19 protein-coding genes are annotated in these 17,704 nt (G+C 39.7%); 7 read left to right on the forward strand and 12 right to left on the reverse strand.

Annotation, left to right across the window (positions count from 1 at the left end; translation table 11 throughout):
* Positions 1–9: 9 nt before the first annotated feature.
* A complete protein-coding gene (gene pta / locus D7029_RS12420; RefSeq protein WP_194950826.1) occupies positions 10–2,154 on the forward strand; it encodes a phosphate acetyltransferase in 2,145 nt (714 codons plus the stop codon).
* A gap of 410 nt (positions 2,155–2,564) precedes the next feature.
* Positions 2,565–2,708 (forward strand): Hok/Gef family protein, encoded by a 144-nt coding sequence (locus D7029_RS12425; RefSeq protein WP_072063187.1) that lies wholly within the window; start codon positions 2,565–2,567, stop codon positions 2,706–2,708.
* 70 nt (positions 2,709–2,778) lie between these two features.
* Here D7029_RS12425 and alr read toward each other — a convergent pair whose 3' ends face one another.
* Positions 2,779–4,002 (reverse strand): alanine racemase, encoded by a 1,224-nt coding sequence (alr, locus tag D7029_RS12430; RefSeq protein WP_194950827.1) that lies wholly within the window; start codon positions 4,000–4,002, stop codon positions 2,779–2,781.
* 339 nt (positions 4,003–4,341) lie between these two features.
* On the opposite strand from alr, the gene D7029_RS12435 reads away from it, so the two are divergent.
* The gene (locus D7029_RS12435; RefSeq protein WP_194950828.1) at positions 4,342–4,671 is read left to right on the forward strand and encodes a type II toxin-antitoxin system RelE/ParE family toxin; all 330 of its coding nucleotides are present in this window, start codon (positions 4,342–4,344) and stop codon (positions 4,669–4,671) included.
* A gap of 52 nt (positions 4,672–4,723) precedes the next feature.
* Entirely contained in the window at positions 4,724–5,038 is a 315-nt protein-coding gene (gene nadS / locus D7029_RS12440) for a NadS family protein (protein ID WP_228766676.1), read from the forward strand.
* A gap of 77 nt (positions 5,039–5,115) precedes the next feature.
* On the opposite strand, the gene D7029_RS12445 is transcribed toward nadS, so the two are convergent.
* Genes D7029_RS12445 through D7029_RS12455 form a run of 3 tightly spaced genes read right to left on the reverse strand, consistent with a single transcriptional unit; the run spans position 5,116 to position 7,143 of the window.
* Entirely contained in the window at positions 5,116–6,372 is a 1,257-nt protein-coding gene (locus tag D7029_RS12445; RefSeq protein WP_006533327.1) for a PTS ascorbate transporter subunit IIC, read from the reverse strand.
* A gap of 10 nt (positions 6,373–6,382) precedes the next feature.
* Positions 6,383–6,670, reverse strand: coding sequence for a PTS sugar transporter subunit IIB (locus D7029_RS12450; protein WP_088495113.1), 288 nt, complete (start codon positions 6,668–6,670; stop codon positions 6,383–6,385).
* A 29-nt stretch (positions 6,671–6,699) separates the two neighbouring features.
* Positions 6,700–7,143, reverse strand: a complete 444-nt coding sequence (locus tag D7029_RS12455; RefSeq protein ID WP_088495112.1) for a PTS sugar transporter subunit IIA — start codon at positions 7,141–7,143, stop codon at positions 6,700–6,702.
* Between the two features lie 226 nt (positions 7,144–7,369).
* Between D7029_RS12455 and D7029_RS12460 the strand changes: the two genes are divergently transcribed.
* The gene (locus D7029_RS12460) at positions 7,370–8,416 is read left to right on the forward strand and encodes a LacI family DNA-binding transcriptional regulator (protein ID WP_088495111.1); all 1,047 of its coding nucleotides are present in this window, start codon (positions 7,370–7,372) and stop codon (positions 8,414–8,416) included.
* On the opposite strand, the gene yfcD is transcribed toward D7029_RS12460, so the two are convergent.
* A complete protein-coding gene (gene yfcD, locus D7029_RS12465; protein WP_072063189.1) occupies positions 8,413–8,955 on the reverse strand; it encodes an NUDIX hydrolase YfcD in 543 nt (180 codons plus the stop codon). The genes D7029_RS12460 and yfcD overlap by 4 nt on opposite strands.
* 198 nt (positions 8,956–9,153) lie before the next feature.
* Between yfcD and D7029_RS12470 the strand changes: the two genes are divergently transcribed.
* Positions 9,154–9,768: a glutathione binding-like protein gene (locus D7029_RS12470; RefSeq protein WP_194950829.1), complete on the forward strand. Its 615-nt coding sequence runs from the start codon at positions 9,154–9,156 to the stop codon at positions 9,766–9,768.
* A gap of 66 nt (positions 9,769–9,834) precedes the next feature.
* Complete coding sequence (locus D7029_RS12475; RefSeq protein WP_194950830.1) at positions 9,835–10,740, forward strand: TIGR01777 family oxidoreductase; 906 nt, start codon at positions 9,835–9,837, stop codon at positions 10,738–10,740.
* Between the two features lie 231 nt (positions 10,741–10,971).
* On the opposite strand, the gene D7029_RS12480 is transcribed toward D7029_RS12475, so the two are convergent.
* The 7 genes from D7029_RS12480 to D7029_RS12510 all read right to left on the reverse strand — a co-directional run bounded on the left by D7029_RS12480 (position 10,972) and on the right by D7029_RS12510 (position 17,683).
* Positions 10,972–11,553, reverse strand: coding sequence for a UbiX family flavin prenyltransferase (locus tag D7029_RS12480; protein ID WP_194950831.1), 582 nt, complete (start codon positions 11,551–11,553; stop codon positions 10,972–10,974).
* A gap of 119 nt (positions 11,554–11,672) precedes the next feature.
* Complete coding sequence (gene purF / locus D7029_RS12485) at positions 11,673–13,190, reverse strand: amidophosphoribosyltransferase (RefSeq protein WP_075670606.1); 1,518 nt, start codon at positions 13,188–13,190, stop codon at positions 11,673–11,675.
* A 30-nt stretch (positions 13,191–13,220) separates the two neighbouring features.
* Complete coding sequence (gene cvpA, locus D7029_RS12490; RefSeq protein ID WP_023581692.1) at positions 13,221–13,712, reverse strand: colicin V production protein; 492 nt, start codon at positions 13,710–13,712, stop codon at positions 13,221–13,223.
* Positions 13,713–13,897: 185 nt separating this feature from the next.
* Positions 13,898–14,563: a cell division protein DedD gene (gene dedD, locus D7029_RS12495; RefSeq protein WP_194950832.1), complete on the reverse strand. Its 666-nt coding sequence runs from the start codon at positions 14,561–14,563 to the stop codon at positions 13,898–13,900.
* Positions 14,553–15,851: a bifunctional tetrahydrofolate synthase/dihydrofolate synthase gene (gene folC, locus D7029_RS12500; protein ID WP_194950833.1), complete on the reverse strand. Its 1,299-nt coding sequence runs from the start codon at positions 15,849–15,851 to the stop codon at positions 14,553–14,555. Before folC ends, dedD begins: the two co-directional genes overlap by 11 nt.
* Entirely contained in the window at positions 15,844–16,812 is a 969-nt protein-coding gene (gene accD / locus D7029_RS12505) for an acetyl-CoA carboxylase, carboxyltransferase subunit beta (RefSeq protein WP_194950834.1), read from the reverse strand. The genes folC and accD overlap by 8 nt, the downstream gene beginning before the upstream one ends.
* Positions 16,813–16,981: 169 nt before the next feature.
* Positions 16,982–17,683 (reverse strand): DedA family protein, encoded by a 702-nt coding sequence (locus D7029_RS12510; protein ID WP_194950835.1) that lies wholly within the window; start codon positions 17,681–17,683, stop codon positions 16,982–16,984.
* Between the last annotated feature and the right edge of the window lie 21 nt (positions 17,684–17,704).

Here is a 17,704-nt window from a genome sequence, read left to right on the forward strand (position 1 = left end):
GAGGTTTCCGTGTCCCGTACAATTATGCTAGTCCCAACTGATACACGCGTAGGTTTAACCAGCGTCAGCTTGGGTGTTATCCGTTCTATGGAACAAAAAGGCGTTAGCCTTAGCGTGTTCAAGCCAATTGCACAACCTCGTGTAAAAGGCGCTTTAGATCAGACAACAGCGATTATCCGCTCTCACTCCACTATTCAATCATCAGAACCTTTAAACATGGATTATGTTGAGTCTCTACTCAGCTCAAACCAAAAAGATGTTCTGATGGAAGAAATTGTTGCTAGATACCATGAAAACACCGCTGATGCAGAAGTTATTCTCATCGAAGGTCTGGTACCTATGCGTAAGCATCCTTTTGCACAATCATTAAACTATGAAATTGCAAAAACATTAGGTGCTGAAATTGTTTTCGTTACTGCATTAGGTAACAACACTGTTGAACAGCTAAAAGAGCGTATCGAATTTGCGCGTGCTGAATTTGGCGGTGTAAAAAACCAAAACATCACAGGCGTTATTGTTAACAAACTCAATGCACCTGTTGATGATCAAGGTCGTACTCGCCCTGACTTATCTGAAATCTTTGATGATTCAAGTAAAGCGATTATCTCTAATGTCGATTTAAAAACCATCGAAAAAAACAGCCCACTACCTTTACTGGGTTGCATTCCTTGGAACTTCGATTTAATCGCCACTCGTGCAACAGATATGGCAAAACACTTAAATGCGACTATCGTCAATAAAGGCGATATTGAAACCCGTCGTATTAAGTCTGTGACTTTCTGTGCCCGTAGTATTCCACACATGTTAGAGCATTTCCGTCCGGGTTCACTTTTAGTGACTTCAGCGGATCGCCCAGATGTATTAGTTTCAGCGTGCCTTGCAGCAATGAATGGCGTTGAAATTGGTGCAATCCTACTAACAGGTGGTTACCAAATCGATGCACCAATCAAACAACTTTGTGAACGTGCATTCGAAACTGGCTTACCAATCTTTATGGTTAATGCGAACACTTGGCAGACCTCTTTAAATCTGCAAAGCTTTAGCTTAGAAGTGCCTGCTGATGACCATGAACGTATTGAAAAAATTCAGAACTACGTTGCTCAACATATCAATACAGAATGGATTGATTCACTGACTGCTAACTCTGAACGCCCTAACCGTTTATCACCACCAGCATTCCGTTATCAATTAACAGAAATTGCGCGTAAAGCGAAAAAACGTATCGTTTTACCAGAAGGTGATGAGCCACGTACTGTTAAAGCAGCAGCAATTTGTGCTGAGCGTGGTATCGCAACTTGCGTACTGTTAGGCGATCCTGAAGAAATTCGTCGCGTAGCAACTGCACAAGGTGTTGAATTAGGCACAGGTATTGAGTTAGTCAATCCTAAAGAAGTACGTGAAATCTATGTACCTCGCTTAGTTGAACTGCGCAAAAATAAAGGTATGACGGAAGTTGTTGCTCGTGAACAGTTAGAAGATAACGTTGTTCTCGGCACATTAATGCTGGAAAAAGGCGAAGTAGATGGCCTGGTTTCTGGTGCTGTTCATACAACGGCTAACACTATTCGTCCACCACTACAGTTAATCAAAACTGCACCGGGTAGCTCATTAGTGTCTTCTGTGTTCTTTATGCTGTTACCAGAACAAGTTTATGTTTATGGTGACTGTGCAATTAACCCAGATCCAACCGCAGAGCAACTGGCTGAAATCGCAATCCAATCTGCAGACTCTGCAATTGCATTCGGTATCGACCCACGCGTTGCGATGATCTCTTATTCTACTGGTAACTCTGGTGCAGGTAGCGATGTAGAGAAAGTTCGTGAAGCAACACGTTTAGCACAAGAAAAACGCCCTGATCTGATGATTGATGGTCCTTTACAATACGACGCAGCTGTTATGGCTGATGTTGCTAAATCTAAAGCACCAAACTCACCAGTTGCAGGTAAAGCGACTGTGTTTATCTTCCCTGATCTGAATACCGGTAATACCACCTATAAAGCGGTACAACGTTCAGCTGACTTGGTTTCAATCGGACCAATGTTACAAGGTATGCGTAAACCAGTGAATGACCTTTCTCGTGGTGCATTAGTAGACGATATCGTCTACACCGTTGCGTTGACAGCAATTCAAGCAAGCCAACAAGAAAACGCATAATTATTGAAGTTCTCTTCAAATAAAACAACGCCAGATGATTAATTTCATTTGGCGTTTTTTATTCTACAGAATTCTTATTTGACTAAAATCCGAGGCAGTCTCAAAACACGACAACTTGATTCTGTCTCCTTTCTAAAGGAGTGTCAAATAAAATCACACATATAAGCATCCAATATAAAAACAATTAACACATTGATTTTACTTGCTTATTCATGTCTTTATTATTCAGAAAAAGATAGGAATGAGGTGAGTTTCTGTTAGTATGCTGGTGGGTGCTTGGATCATTTTGGTTCAAGCATTTGCAAGAGCCAAAAAGACGAAAGCCCCGAATTTTAATTTACTAAAATCCGAGGCAGTCTCAAAACCAGACAACTTGATTCTGTCTCCTTTATAAAGGAGTGTCAAGAGAAATGACTAAGCTTGCCCTATTAGGGCTGATTACTGTATGTATTACAGTTTTGTGTTTTGCTTTACTGAAACATGAAAGATTATGTTCTTTTAATATCAGTAGTGGCGACACCGTAGTTCAAGCTATTTTATCTTGCGATAAATAGTTTTGTGGGGGAAATTCCCCCACAATTTCTCTCAAAAGTTGTTGAGATTGGTGATCACAAGCACCCTACTTTAATCCACGAGTACACGCTGATTGGTTGCACCCCACAAAATCGACATCTCTGTAAACAGTGCACCACTAATATCTTCAACCTCTTCAGCAGTGATTTCTGCATTACCTTGCTTACCAAAGAATACGACTTCATCCCCTGATTTGATATTTTTAAGATCGGTAATATCAACAATCACCGTATTCATTGATGTTTTACCTAAAACAGGCACACGTTGGCCACCAATTAAAGCATGCCCTGCATTACTAAAGACTCGACGATAACCATCTGCATAACCGACAGGAATATTAGCTAATACTGAATCACGTTTTAGTGTGTAAGTACGATCATACCCAACAGTATTGCCTTTAGGATAATAATTGATTGAGGCAATATTGGATTTAAAAGTCATAACACGTTTGTAATCTGTACTTGCGATGGTATCACCATAAAAAATCCCGCCTACACGCACCATATCTAACCATGATTCAGGTACGGTAATTGTGGCAAAAGTATTTGCCATATGCAGAGTGACATCTTTGCGATTTAGTCCAGTAACATCCAATACCTTTTGTGATTGCTGTTTAAAACGAGCGAGATCTTCTCTTACTTTATCCGCATCTTCTTCAGGATAATGAGACATAATGCCAACCACTTTAAGGTTAGCTAACTGAGCTATTTGCTTCGCCTCTTCAAGCCCCGCATTGTTATTCACTTCTAATCCATTACGAGACATTCCACCTGAATTTAAGGCTAGATGAATAGGGATCACTTTATTTTGTTGTTTAGCAATGGCATCTAATTTCTTAGCCATATCTAAGTTGCCAATCAATTCTTCCACGTTATAGCTTGTCGCCTGAGCCATTTCTTGCTCTGTGGCATTACGTACACGCATTAAACGCCCTTGGAATCCTAGATCACGCACTTCTTTTAGCTCTTGATTATTCGTTACACCAATACATTGCACATTATTTTCAATCATAACAGGCGCAACTAATGATAAATCATGACCATATGCATCACCCTTTAAAACAGCACAAAGCGAGGATTTATCACCTAAAAGTGATTGTACTTTTTTCACATTAAAATCGAGCGCGCTACGTGAAATTTCAATCCATGAGTTATTCACAATTGCAGGTTGAACCTGAGCTGTTTGAGTCGCTGGTGGATTGTGATTAACAGGTTGTTGGCAAGCAGTGATAACAAAAAGTGGTAACAACGCAAGATATCGAATACCAAAAGACATCTTTTTTTCCTTAGTGATTGTGATGTTAAACCTATTTTTATAATTAATTAGGTACGAAAATATACACATCGTGAATATTCACTCAGGATGATAGCATTATTATTCACAAAATAAACATATTAATTCACAAGTTTTAATTAGAATTAATTCGTTTATTTATTCACTAAAAAACTTACAGAAATAATTAACTTATTGTTTTAATTGTAAATTATTTATTTTTTCTTTTAAGTGAATCTTTTTTTGAGTTATATTTTCCTTGAAAGTAATACAGGGTATCACTATTATAGTAACACCCTGTATTACTACGGTACCAGACCGTTTGTAAAATAAGGGATTGATATGCAGATAATTGAAACTAATATCTTCACTAAATGTATTACTAATTTGATAAGTGATGATGAATACGCAGAGTTTCAAAATATGCTTATTGCCAACCCACTAAGAGGTGATCTTATTGTTGGATCGGGTGGATGCAGAAAAATACGATGCCGGTTAGCAAACAAAGGAAAGAGTGGTGGCATACGTGTTATCTACTACTATATTTCTGAAGATGGGATCATTTATATGCTTTATGTTTATCCAAAAAATCAACAAGATAACTTAAGCCAAGAACAATGCAACAAGCTAAAAGCATTAACTCTATTACTAAAAGAATGGAATTATCATTAACAAATAAATTCATTCTAGATAAGCTGATTATCTTGATCTTTAGAGGCATATTATGACAACAGAACAAAAACAGTATATGGATGATAATTCTTTTAATGAATTGTTTGATAGCTTAAAAGAAGCGATACAAATACATAAAAAACAGGTCATGCCTTCTCGAGTATTTACTGTTACAGAGCCCGATGTGAAAGAAATCCGTAAATTGACGAAATTAAAACAAACTGATTTTGCTACGGCTCTTGGTGTATCTACTTCTTTAGTTCGAGCATGGGAACAAAAGCGTAGATTTCCGACAGGCAGTAGTTTGAAACTATTACGGATGATAGAAAAAAATCCAAACATTGCTAAAAGTCTGATACTTATTTGAATAATAATATTTGTAAAAAAAATGCCTTGTTGATTTAACTCAGCAAGGCGTTTTTTTAATTAATAAATTCAAAAATATCAACGAACAATAATACCTAACAGAATACCGATAACACCGAAGTCTGCATCACTAAATGTAGTGTTAGCTATACCGATATCACCAAGTACTGGTAATAGGAACACAGGTAAGAATGTGATTAATAAACCTTGAACGAATGCGCCTAAAATAGCACCGCGACGTCCACCTGTTGCATTACCAAATACCCCAGCTGTTGCACCCACGAAGAAGTGAGGAACCACACCCGGAATTATGACTGTCCAATCTAAGGCATACAGAATAAACATGCCGATAACACCCGCAGCAAAGCTACTTAAAAAGCCCACTAAAACTGCATTGGGTGCATAAGGGAATACAACTGGGCAATCTAACGCTGGTTTTGCATTAGGAACTAACTTATCTGAAATACCTTTAAATGCAGGGACAATCTCAGCAATAACCATACGCACACCTTGCAGAATAATATAAACACCTGCTGCGAAGGTTATAGATTGCATTAACGAGAACATAAACCAGTTTTTACCACCACTGACTTCACGAACAAAAGTATCGCCCGCAAATAAACATGTGATGATAAAAATAATGCCCATAGTAAAGGCAATTGCGACTGGTGTATCGCGTAAAAATAGTAAGCTTTTAGGAACATTCATCTCTTCTGTTGAATGCTCTTTATTACCAAATTTACTGCCGATAAAACCCGCAACGACATAAGAAATAGTTGAGAAGTGTCCTAATGCAACATCATCAGAGCCAGTAATCTTTTTCATATAAGGATGCGCAATGGCAGGGAAAAATACCATTGAAATCCCAACAACTAATGAACCTACCGCAACTAATACTGTGCCTTCTAAGCCCGCAGTTGCCAAAATAACCGCCACCATCATTGACATAAATAATGTATGGTGACCGGTTAAGAAAATAAATTTCCACGGCGTTAAACGTGCAATTAAGATATTAATCAACATGGCAAAAAACATAATTAATGCCATCTCTTTACCAAAGCTTTTTTGTGCAATAGAGACAATCGCCTCGTTATTAGGCACAACACCTTGAATACCAAATGCATGTTGGAAAATCGTTGAGAAATCACCCAGTGAGTTAATGACAAGACCTGCACCAGCACCTAAAATCACAAAACCCATAATGGTTTTTACGGTGCCTTTTATACATTCTGTAACTGGTTTTTTCTGGGCAATTAAGCCAATCAATGCAATCAAACCAACTAGAATAGCAGGCTCTGAAAGCACATCACTCATTAGAAAGCGGAAAAAGTCCATGATAGGCTCCTTATAACGCGCCTAATTCACGTAATGCGACAGAAAGCTTCTCTTTCATCGCCACTTTATCAATCATATTATCCAGTGAAACCACTCTTCCGTTTACAGCTTGAGAGTTAAGTTGCTCAGCAATATCGCGTGTACCTACATAGATATCACTTGGTGTGCCTTTTGCTGAACCCAGATCAACGTGATCCACTTCTGCATTCACAGCAAGATCTTTTAGAATGCTTTTGATGCTCATTTCCATCATTAAGCTACTACCTAAACCATTTCCACACACAACAGTAATTTTCATGATATTCCCCTTGGTAATTTAAATCGTCATTAATAGTTGTTGATAACGGCTAATACATCCGCTTTGCTTTTCGCATTAAATAGCTTTTGAATATCTGTATCGTTATCAAAAAGTTCGGCTAATTTCACAATGGCATTAATATGGCTATCGTTATCTGTTGCAGCCAAAACAATCAGTAATTTCACAGGATCGTTTTCATCAGCACCAAACTCAACACCTTGCTCAACAATGGTTAATGCAAGAGAAAGTTGATTAACACCATCCTCAGGACGCGCATGAGGCATCGCAATCCCCGGACCTAATACATAATATGGCCCGATTTTTTCGTGTGATTTGTAAATCGCATCGATATAACGAGGTTCAATACAACCTTTCGCAATTAATGGCTGGCACGCCACTTTAACAGCTTCTCGCCAATCGCTAACGTTTGGAACCACTTGCACCACATCCGGTGTTAATAACGTTTTAAGCATAGTTATAACCTCAATAAGACTCTCTTTGAGCTTCGTTATTAAGGATAGTAATCATTAATGGTAGCGCTATCTAGATAGATCATTCGTAATTGTGATAGCGCTATCATTTTAATGAAATGTTAATTGCAGAAAATGCCAACAATTGACACTGTATTGTTTCAGCATAATAGGAAGATTTCAGGTAGGATCTGCGGTTAATAAAATAGGCTAAGCAGCATAATCACAAATGATCAAAACACGTAAGCGCCGAAATACAGGTCGCGTCACATTACAAGATGTCGCTAAACATGCAGGAGTCGGATCAATGACCGTCTCTCGTGCATTGCGAACCCCCGAATTAGTTTCTGATAAGTTACGAGAAAAAGTTAATCAAGCAGTAGAAGAGCTTGGCTATATTCCTAATGCCTCAGCAGGGGCTTTAGCTTCGGCACAAAGCCATATTATTGCGGTACTGTTGCCCTCTTTTACAGATAGAGCCAGTGCGGATTTTATGCAGTCTTTGCAACAAATACTCAATCGCCATCAATATCAAATTTTAGTTGGTTGCTATGAACATCAGCCTCATAAAGCCAGCGATGTGATTAATATGCTATTGCAAAGTAATCCAGCTGCATTGGTTGCTTTTGGTTCACAGCTTAGCCCAACCCATTTTTTACATATCAGTAATGCCAATGTGCCTGTTGTTAGTGTCGCCAGCCAATCGGATGAACAGGCAGCAATTAGTATTGATTGTTCTTATGAGCAAGCTGCATATGATTTAACAAACCATTTAGTCACCCAAGGAAAGCGTTGTATTGGCTATATTGGTGCGTTACAAGGGCAACGCCTGCACCACCAGCAAATAACAGGTTGGTCACGAGCATTACTCAAAAATTATTTAAATGCTGAACAAAGTGTCACCACGCCCGATCCCGCTTCTATGGCATACGGGCGACAAGCATTAACAGAGATTTTATTACGCCAACCAGAACTAGATGCGGTTATTTGTAGTCATGAAAGTATTGCGCTAGGTATGATTTTTGAGTGTCAACGTCGATTAATTAAGATCCCACAAGATCTGGCTATTGCTTGTTTAGAAGGATCTGAAAATAGCGATCAGATATCCCCTTCTCTCACATCAATTCGTTTTGATTATCACAAAATGGGAAAAGAGGCAGGAAAACATCTGATAGCACTTTTACAGCGTTTGAGAGACGAAGATGATAACGCTATATTCGAAGATACCGTTATCAACTATGCTTATCGATTTGAGCTAGGGCAAAGCACCCCTTAATCTACTGTTTCTCTGCTTTCTAGGCGAGTACTGTTGTTACGCGTTAACCAAAGAGAAAGGGCTTTTAATGAATCCGGTGTGAATTCATCACAACGCTCAGTAATTTCAGAGGGAGTTAACCAACACACTTCCTCAATTTCTTCTGCTTGCAGTGCGAAAGGCCCATGAGAAACGCAACTAAATAAACTTCCCCATACACGACAACTTTCATCATCATAATAAAATTGACCATGCTCAGCAAAAGGGACTCCAGCAATACCTAATTCTTCTTCTGCTTCGCGACGCGCACTTTCAAGTAAATTCTCACCTTGTTGAACTACACCACCCGCAGTAGCATCTAACCAACCGGGATAAAAATCTTTTGTTTCAGTTCTACGCTGTGCCAAGATTTTTCCCATTCCATCATGAACAACGATATAAGTTGCTCTATGTCTTAGGTTTTCAGCTCGCATTTGTTGACGTGTTGCTTGTGCAACGACTTCATTTTTATCATCAACAATATCAACCCATTCAACCAATGCCGTCTTTTCTTGTTCCATCCTCAACAAACCTTTTTTAACCGATACTAAACGATCGTAATTTTTATCCTGAATATACCAAAATCACTATTTTTCACCACTACAATAATCATACGTGACTTGTTTTATCCATCTTGCGCTTTTTTGCTTTTTATGGTGTTAGAAGGCAGACTGTGATTATCTTGTATCTTTAGTGCCTACTTTATTTTGGAGCTTTTAATGATTGACTTATATTATGCAGATACCCCAAATGGCCAAAAAATAACGCTTTTTCTTGAAGAAACAGGCATACCTTATCAGTTACATCGCATTGATATTAGTAAAGGCGATCAATTTAAGCCTGAATTTTTAGCAATTTCACCCAATAATAAAATTCCCGCGATTGTAGATAACTCACCTACTGATGGCGGTGAACCTATCTCTATTTTTGAATCAGGTGCTATTCTTATCTATCTAGCTGAAAAAAGTGGCAAATTGCTTAGTCAAAATTTACGAGAAAAAACAACACAACTACAATGGCTGTTTTGGCAAGTGGGTGGATTTGGTCCAATGTTGGGGCAAAATCATCACTTCACTCGTTATGCCACAGAAAAAGTCCCTTATGCAATTAAGCGTTATACTGAAGAAACACAGCGTCTATATAGCGTATTAGAGAAAAGATTAGCGCAATCACCTTACCTTGGTGGACAAGAGTATAGCATTGCAGATATCGCCACATATACATGGGCTCGCCTGCATGACCACCACAATATTGATTTAGCAAATTACCCAGCAATTCAAAAATGGCTAAACAACATTAACCAGCGCCCAGCAACAAAAAAACTCTTTGGTTAATATAAGCAATTTATATATCAGGATGATATTTATTCTTTATCAAGCAAGCAGATCAGGAGGATTGTGATGAAAATACTTGTCACTGGTGGTACAGGATTAATTGGCAAAGCATTAGTTTGTGAGCTTGCACTCGCCAATAATGATATTACGGTGCTTTCTCGTTCACCTCAAAAAGTCTATTCGCATTTTTGTAATGAAATCACCTGTTGGACTCAACTCAACGATAAACAAAATCTTAATGAGTTTGATGCCGTTATTAATCTTGCTGGAGAGCCTATTGCTGATAATCGTTGGACACCTTCTCAAAAGCAGAAACTCGTTAATAGCCGTTGTCATTTAACCCAGAAATTGGTTGATTTGATGAAAGCCAGCGACTCTCCCCCTTCTGTTTTTATTTCTGGCTCAGCAGTGGGATTTTATGGTGATCAAGGCGATACTCGAGTCACTGAAGAGACGCCAGCAAATCCAGAGTTTACACATGAGCTTTGTGCAAAATGGGAACGTATTGCACTTGAAGCTCAAACACCATTAACACGAGTTTGCTTGTTACGTACAGGGATTGTACTTTCAACACTCGGTGGCGCGCTGCCTAAAATGAGCAAACCCTTTAAGTTAGGATTGGGCGGCAAATTGGGAAGTGGGAAACAGTATATGCCGTGGATCCATATTGATGATATGGTCAATGCGATTATTTTCTTGCTTAAAAACCAAGATGCTAAAGGCGCTTTTAACTTAACAGCGCCTGAGCCTGTACAAAATAAAGAGTTTACTCGCCTATTAGGAAAAGCCTTCAATCGCCCAGCTTTAATGACGGTACCCGAAAGCATATTACGTTTAGTGATGGGAGAAAGCGCCACATTAGTGTTAGGTGGGCAACAAGCCATTCCTGAAAAATTACTTAATGCTGGTTTTGAATTTCGCTACCCACATTTAGAAGAGGCATTAAAAGATATTATTACCACAGGAAAATAATCTCTTTTTCTATTTTCAATAATTCGATGTGACTAGTACGAATAAATATTCTACCTAATAGATACTCTAAATAATCCAAGAGCTACAGCTTGAAGCATAACGAGTCGATACTCTAAATAATTCAAGGTGTAGCTAGGCGACAAGTAAATGAGTCGCTAGGAGCATACAATAGTATGTGACTAGTGCTAATGAACGCTTGAAGTATGACGAGTAAGAGTATGACGAGTATACTTAGCGAGCAGGCTTATCCCCACTCCACCTTTCAAACAAATCATCAGGCAAATCAATCTCAAACTGATCGAGTACACGATTAACGGTTTGATTGACAATATCATCGATGGTTTTAGGCTGAAAATAGAATGCCGGTACAGGTGGCATAATCACTGCACCTAACTCGGAAGCTTGTGTCATTAATCGCAAATGGCCTAAATGCAGTGGTGTTTCACGCACACATAACACCAACTTACGCCCTTCTTTTAATACCACATCCGCAGCGCGAGTCACTAAGGTATCTGTATAGCTATGAACAATGCCTGACAGGCTTTTGATTGAGCAAGGTAATATAACCATTCCATTGACGCGAAACGATCCTGAAGAGATAGATGCGCCAATATCGCGATCATCATAAATCACATCCGCTAAAGCATGAATATCTTTTAGCGAATAATCGGTTTCTAATGAAATAGTACGGCGTGCAGCTTGGCTAATCACTAAATGTGTTTCAACTGATGGCACTGATTTTAGTATCTCTAATAAACGTATACCGTAAATTGCACCACTGGCACCTGTTAGCCCAACTATCAGCTTTTTCATTATGATCCTCAGAATATATACCTTTGTTAATCATTATGATGATTAACCCTCAAAAAACAAGCGTCGATGCAGAACACGCTGGCATCGACGCTTTATAAGGGGGATATCTTACCGAAAAATTAGCCTTCGTTATAGATTTCCAAATTTTCTATTTCATTCTGATCACGAATTTTATGTTCATCATCACGACGTAGATTTTCTAAGTAATCTAAATAATCTTGGTCGATATCTTTCGTAATATAAACACCGTCAAATACAGAACATTCAAACTGATTAATATCAGGATTCTCTTCTTGTACTGCGGCAATTAAATCAGTGAGATCTTGGAAAATAAGCCCATCAGCACCAATTAATTTACGAATTTCATCCACTTCACGCCCATGAGCAATAAGCTCATTGGCATTTGGCATATCAATACCATACACATTAGGGAAGCGAACTTCTGGTGCCGCTGATGCAAAATAGACTTTCTTCGCACCTGCTTCTCTTGCAAGCTCGACGATTTGTTCTGATGTTGTGCCACGTACAATAGAGTCATCAATCAACAGAACATTTTTATCACGAAACTCTGCGCGATTTGCATTCAGTTTACGTCTAACTGACTTACGACGCTCTTGCTGACCCGGCATAATAAAAGTACGGCCAACATAGCGATTTTTTACAAAGCCTTGGCGATAAGGTTTATTGAGAATATGCGCAATTTCTAAGGCAATATCACAAGATGTTTCAGGAATTGGGATCACAACATCAATGTGTAAATCATCCCACTCTTTCGCAATTTTAGCGCCTAATTTCTGCCCCATGCGTAAACGTGCATTATAAACCGAAATTTTATCGATAAAGGAATCGGGGCGAGCAAAGTAAACATACTCAAATAAACAAGGCATTAATTGCGGATTTTCAGCACATTGGCGAGTAAAGAGTTGCCCTTGCTCTGTGATATAAACGGCTTCACCCGGTGCAACATCACGTAAGAATTCAAAACCTAAAGTATCAAGTGCAACACTTTCAGATGCGACCATATATTCATGGCGGCCATCTTCTAAGGTACGTTTACCTAATACTAAAGGACGAATACCAAAGGGATCACGAAAAGCCAATAAACCATGACCGATGATCAAAGCAACACAAGCATAAGCACCGCGGAGTTTTTTATGCATTGCCGCAACGGCTGCAAAAATATTATCAGGTTCAAGAGGGAAATGGTCAAAACGGTCTAATTCATATGCCAATACATTAAGCAGAATTTCAGAATCAGAGGTGGTATTGATATGGCGACGCGCTGTTTCAAATAATTGGCGACGTAACAAATGCGCATTGGTTAAATTACCATTATGCGCCAACGTAATACCAAAAGGTGAATTCACATAAAAAGGCTGCGCTTCTGATGCACTAGAACTACCCGCTGTTGGATAACGGACATGCCCTATCCCGATAGTACCTTTTAAACGCAACATATGACGGGTTTCGAACACATCTTTAACCAGTCCGTTAGCCTTGCGAAGACGGAAACCGTTGTTACCGTCTATCGTTGCAATGCCTGCTGCATCTTGACCTCGGTGTTGTAACACCGTTAACGCATCATAAATTGATTGGTTTACTGGATTAGCTCCAGCGATACCGACAATACCGCACATGAATAGATCCTCATCAGCCAGACGGAGAGGTTATATTCTCTCCGACACGAAACTTGACGCATTTTGCAGGTAGTCAAAGAACCACCTAATAATATGGTTGAATTGAGGAATAAGCTCAGAACGTTGCCAATCAGCGCTATCTGCCATAGGCGTAAATGCGCCTAAAACAAAAAGTAATGCTGAAACTATCAGCACGCCTCTTAAAGCCCCGAAACAGACCCCCAATACACGATCTGTACCTGATAACCCTGTGCGTTGAACAAGAGAGCTAATCACATAATTCACAACAGCACCGACAATTAGTGTCGCAATAAATAACGTGACTATTGCAATCCCGTTACGAACCAGCTCATCTTCAAACCGGGTAAAATAGACGGCAAGATAAGGATAAAACTGACTAGCAACAAAGAAACCACAACCCCAGGTGATGAGTGACAATGCTTCACGAACAAAGCCACGGATCAGGCTGACTAATGCGGAAAAACCAATAATGGCAATGATGGCGTAATCTATCCAGACCATAAATTCTTTATCCAATAATGATGCTCCGCATTAATACGGAAGCATTCTAACAGAAAACGAAAACGTTTGCGTAATGCTAATTTTCGCTAATTTCAAAATAATTTACGGCGATATGAAAAATCATAATCGCCGCAATAAGTTAACGCTTTGTTACATCACTCATCTGATGACTCGTTTAGAAAAAATTAAGGCTTATATGCCCTTACCTCACCTTGTAAGCCTGTAAGCTCTTTTAAATGAGGCAAAATCGCCTGTAATTCTGACTTAGAGGCACTAGGCCCGATATAAATTCGAGTCACTTGCCCTGCAACTGGGCGGGCAGGTACGGTGTATACCGGATAACCTGAGAAATGCATTTTCGCAATAATTTCTTCTACCTTCGCCGCATTTTTCAACGCACCTAATTGAACAACCCAAGCCTCGCCTTTCGGTGGCTTAGTTTCTTGCACCGGTGGCGCTGGTGGTTGTACTGGCGGCGTAACCACAGCAGGAGGCTCTGGTGTAGGTGTTGGCTGTTGTGTTGGCTGTTGTGGTGGTTGTACCGGTGGTGTAACAGGTACAACAGCTGGTGGTTCAGGTGTTGTAACAGTAGGTTGCTCAACACCTGTCACTGCTTCAGAAAGCATACCTTCAGACGCGCCTTCTGACGGAGTAGAAGGCACTGAAGTTTGCTCTATCGGAGCGATAGATTCTATTTCTTGCTCATCACCGGGTTTGGGTACTAAAGGAATAGAGGCGAACTGGTCTTCGTTATATTTCTTATCGCCGTCAAGCAGTGCAGGTAAAAAAATAACCCCTACTGCCACCAATACAACGGCACCGACTAAGCGATTTTGAAATTTACTTGCCACCCACACTCTCCTTTTCCAAAAGTTCCATCACATGCGCGACAGTATGAAATGAGCCACAAACCACAACAATATCGTTAGGAGCAGCATCAGACATTGCTTGTTGCCATGCATTTTCAACACTATCAAATACCATTGGTTTTTCAAGATGTTGAGCTAATACATCCGCAGAAGCACCACGAAACTCATTAAGTGGAGCAACATACCAACTATCAGCCAATGGTGTTAAGCACGCTAATGTTCCTGCAATATCTTTATCACCCAGCATACCAACCACAATACGCACCTGAGTATCAGATTTTTGTGGTAATTGTGATAATTTTTCCGCTAAATATCCTGCTGCATGAGGATTATGAGCCACATCAAAGATAACCAAAGGATGTTGAGAAATTACCTGAAAACGACCCGGTAATTGCGCGCGAGACATACCTTCAACAATACTTTGCTGTGTTATTGCTTGGCTGACTTTATCATCAGACTTGAGCAAGCAACGAATAACACCCATCGCTGTCGCCGCATTAGCTAATGGAATATTAGGGATCGGCAACGCATCAAATTCACAATCAGCACAACGCCAATGCCAATGATCACCTTCAATAACAAAAGACCAATCCGTTCCTCGACGGAAAAGCTTAGCCTGTTTTTCATTGGCAACTTCAGCAATAGAATGAGGCATATCTGGCTCACCCACAACCGCGTAGTGATTAGTGCGGAAAATACCTGCTTTCTCGTGACCAATATGCTCTCTATCTGCACCTAACCAATCAGTATGATCGAGTGCAATACTTGTGATAGCAGCAATATCTGCATCAACGATATTCGTCGCATCTAATCGACCGCCTAATCCTACTTCAAGAATAACAACATCAAGTTGTGCTTGTTGAAATAACTTCAGCGCAGCCAGAGTGCCATATTCAAAAAAGGTCAGCGAGATATCGCCTCTAGCTTGTTCAATTTCTGCAAAAACTTCACAAAAAGCATCTTCAGACAGTTCTTTGCCTTGAATACGAACACGTTCTGTATAACGAACAAGATGAGGGGAGCTATAAACGCCGACTTTCAATCCTGATGCCATCAAGATTGACTCTAGCATATGACAGGTTGTGCCTTTCCCATTTGTACCTGAGACAGTAATTACCTTAGGTGCAGGACGTAACACATTTAATATTTTTCCTACCTTGCCTACTCGCTCTAACCCCATATCAATGGCGCTGGAGTGCAAATGTTCAAGATAAGAAAGCCACACCGACAAAGGCGATGTGGCTTTAGGAGCAGTTATGATATTAGACATCTTCTTTTTTATTCGTTTCGATGTTAATTTCTGGCTCGTTGTCTGTAGATTCAATTTCATCAGCAATCATTTCTTCACTGATGATTTCATCTTCATTTTCATCTTCAACTAAATCATACTGAGTCAGCTTAGCCAGTAATTCAGCCAGCTCATCACGCATTTCAGGACGACGAACAATCATATCGATCGCCCCTTTTTCTAACAGGAACTCACTGCGTTGGAAACCAGCAGGTAGTTTTTCACGTACTGTTTGTTCAATAACGCGAGGACCTGCAAAACCAATCAGTGCTTTAGGTTCAGCAACGTTGATATCACCTAACATCGCTAAACTTGCAGAAACACCGCCCATTGTAGGGTCAGTCATTACTGAAATATAAGGCAAACCACGTTCTTGCATTTTTGCTAATGCCGCACTGGTTTTTGCCATTTGCATTAATGACATCAGCGCTTCTTGCATACGCGCACCACCACTTGCAGAGAAGCAAACTAATGGGCAGTTATCTTCTAATGCTTGTTCAACAGCACGAACAAAACGCGCACCTACAACAGAAGCCATTGAACCGCCCATAAACGCAAATTCAAAGGATGCTGCAACAACAGGCATCTTTTTCAGCGTTCCTTTCATCACGATTAATGCATCTTTTTCTTGCGTTTGTTTTTGAGCAGCGCTGATTCTGTCTTTGTATTTTTTAGAGTCGCGGAATTTCAGAATATCTTTAGGTTCTAATTCGCTACCTAATTCTGTTGTGCTTCCTGTATCAAGGAAAGTCTCAAGGCGACGGCGCGCTGAAATGCGCATATGGTGATCACATTTAGGGCAAACCTCTAAATTGCGCTCTAATTCTGCGCGATAGAGTACCTGCCCACAGCTGTCACATTTAGTCCAAACCCCTTCAGGGATATTGGCTTTACGTGAACTTGTGATAGTGCTTTTGTTTAGAATTTTTTCAATCCAGCTCATTAATGGACCTTTTCGTCTGAATCTGACCTTCGCCAGTAAAATTATTGTTAGCGTATCAACCACAATGCACTGGCTGTGTGGTTAGCAAAGTTTATGATGATACCGCTTACTGAATTTCAGCGCATCTCTTTATTATGGCTATTCTACGGCAAAAACTTATGATAACTGCTCAAACCTCTTTGTTATCACTTTCTTTCTTTGCTTTTGCACTCGCTCTGCGGTGGCGTAGGATCTCAATAACGCCCGGTAAAATAGAAATAACAATAATGGCAACAATTAGCAATTTTAAGTTCTTTTGAACTATATCTAAGTCACCAAAAAAGTATCCTGCATAAGTAAATAGCAGTACCCATACAATTGCCCCAGTAACATTATAAAAGGCAAAATGACGATATGACATTTTACCCATTCCTGCAACGAATGGCGCAAAAGTTCGGATAATCGGCACGAATCTTGCCAAAATTATCGCTTTACCACCATGCTTTTCATAAAAAGCATGAGTTTTATCTAGATATTCACGACGGAAAATCTTTGAATCAGGCTTACTAAATAGTTTTTCACCAAAAAGTCGCCCAATAGAATAGTTAACGGCATCACCTAAAATGGCGGCACAAAGTAACAGTAAAACAATAATATGAACATTCACATCATTGGTTTCTAATGAAGCTAAAGCACCTGCAACAAATAATAAGGAGTCTCCGGGTAAGAAAGGCGTTACCACAAGCCCTGTTTCACAAAAAATAATCAGAAACAAAATGGCATAGACCCATGTACCATATTGCGCAACAAGCTCTGCTAAATGCGCATCAATATGTAAAATGAAATCAATTAGAAATTTAATTAAATCAACAAATTGCGTTAATATTTCCATAAATCCTCAGAAAACTGGGTG

It is taken from the genome of Proteus vulgaris (genome assembly GCF_016647575.1).
Lineage (GTDB): Bacteria > Pseudomonadota > Gammaproteobacteria > Enterobacterales > Enterobacteriaceae > Proteus > Proteus mirabilis_B.

Bases quoted from the DNA above. Each gene is read 5' to 3' on its own strand.
- D7029_RS12425 (WP_072063187.1), top strand. From the start codon at position 2,565: ATGACTAAGCTTGCCCTATTAGGGCTGATTACTGTATGTATTACAGTT.
- alr (WP_194950827.1), bottom strand. From the start codon at position 4,002: ATGTCTTTTGGTATTCGATATCTTGCGTTGTTACCACTTTTTGTTATC.
- D7029_RS12435 (WP_194950828.1), top strand. From the start codon at position 4,342: ATGCAGATAATTGAAACTAATATCTTCACTAAATGTATTACTAATTTG.
- nadS (WP_228766676.1), top strand. From the start codon at position 4,724: ATGACAACAGAACAAAAACAGTATATGGATGATAATTCTTTTAATGAA.
- D7029_RS12445 (WP_006533327.1), bottom strand. From the start codon at position 6,372: ATGGACTTTTTCCGCTTTCTAATGAGTGATGTGCTTTCAGAGCCTGCT.
- D7029_RS12450 (WP_088495113.1), bottom strand. From the start codon at position 6,670: ATGAAAATTACTGTTGTGTGTGGAAATGGTTTAGGTAGTAGCTTAATG.
- D7029_RS12455 (WP_088495112.1), bottom strand. From the start codon at position 7,143: ATGCTTAAAACGTTATTAACACCGGATGTGGTGCAAGTGGTTCCAAAC.
- D7029_RS12460 (WP_088495111.1), top strand. From the start codon at position 7,370: ATGATCAAAACACGTAAGCGCCGAAATACAGGTCGCGTCACATTACAA.
- yfcD (WP_072063189.1), bottom strand. From the start codon at position 8,955: ATGGAACAAGAAAAGACGGCATTGGTTGAATGGGTTGATATTGTTGAT.
- D7029_RS12470 (WP_194950829.1), top strand. From the start codon at position 9,154: ATGATTGACTTATATTATGCAGATACCCCAAATGGCCAAAAAATAACG.
- D7029_RS12475 (WP_194950830.1), top strand. From the start codon at position 9,835: ATGAAAATACTTGTCACTGGTGGTACAGGATTAATTGGCAAAGCATTA.
- D7029_RS12480 (WP_194950831.1), bottom strand. From the start codon at position 11,553: ATGAAAAAGCTGATAGTTGGGCTAACAGGTGCCAGTGGTGCAATTTAC.
- purF (WP_075670606.1), bottom strand. From the start codon at position 13,190: ATGTGCGGTATTGTCGGTATCGCTGGAGCTAATCCAGTAAACCAATCA.
- cvpA (WP_023581692.1), bottom strand. From the start codon at position 13,712: ATGGTCTGGATAGATTACGCCATCATTGCCATTATTGGTTTTTCCGCA.
- folC (WP_194950833.1), bottom strand. From the start codon at position 15,851: ATGTCTAATATCATAACTGCTCCTAAAGCCACATCGCCTTTGTCGGTG.
- accD (WP_194950834.1), bottom strand. From the start codon at position 16,812: ATGAGCTGGATTGAAAAAATTCTAAACAAAAGCACTATCACAAGTTCA.
- D7029_RS12510 (WP_194950835.1), bottom strand. From the start codon at position 17,683: ATGGAAATATTAACGCAATTTGTTGATTTAATTAAATTTCTAATTGAT.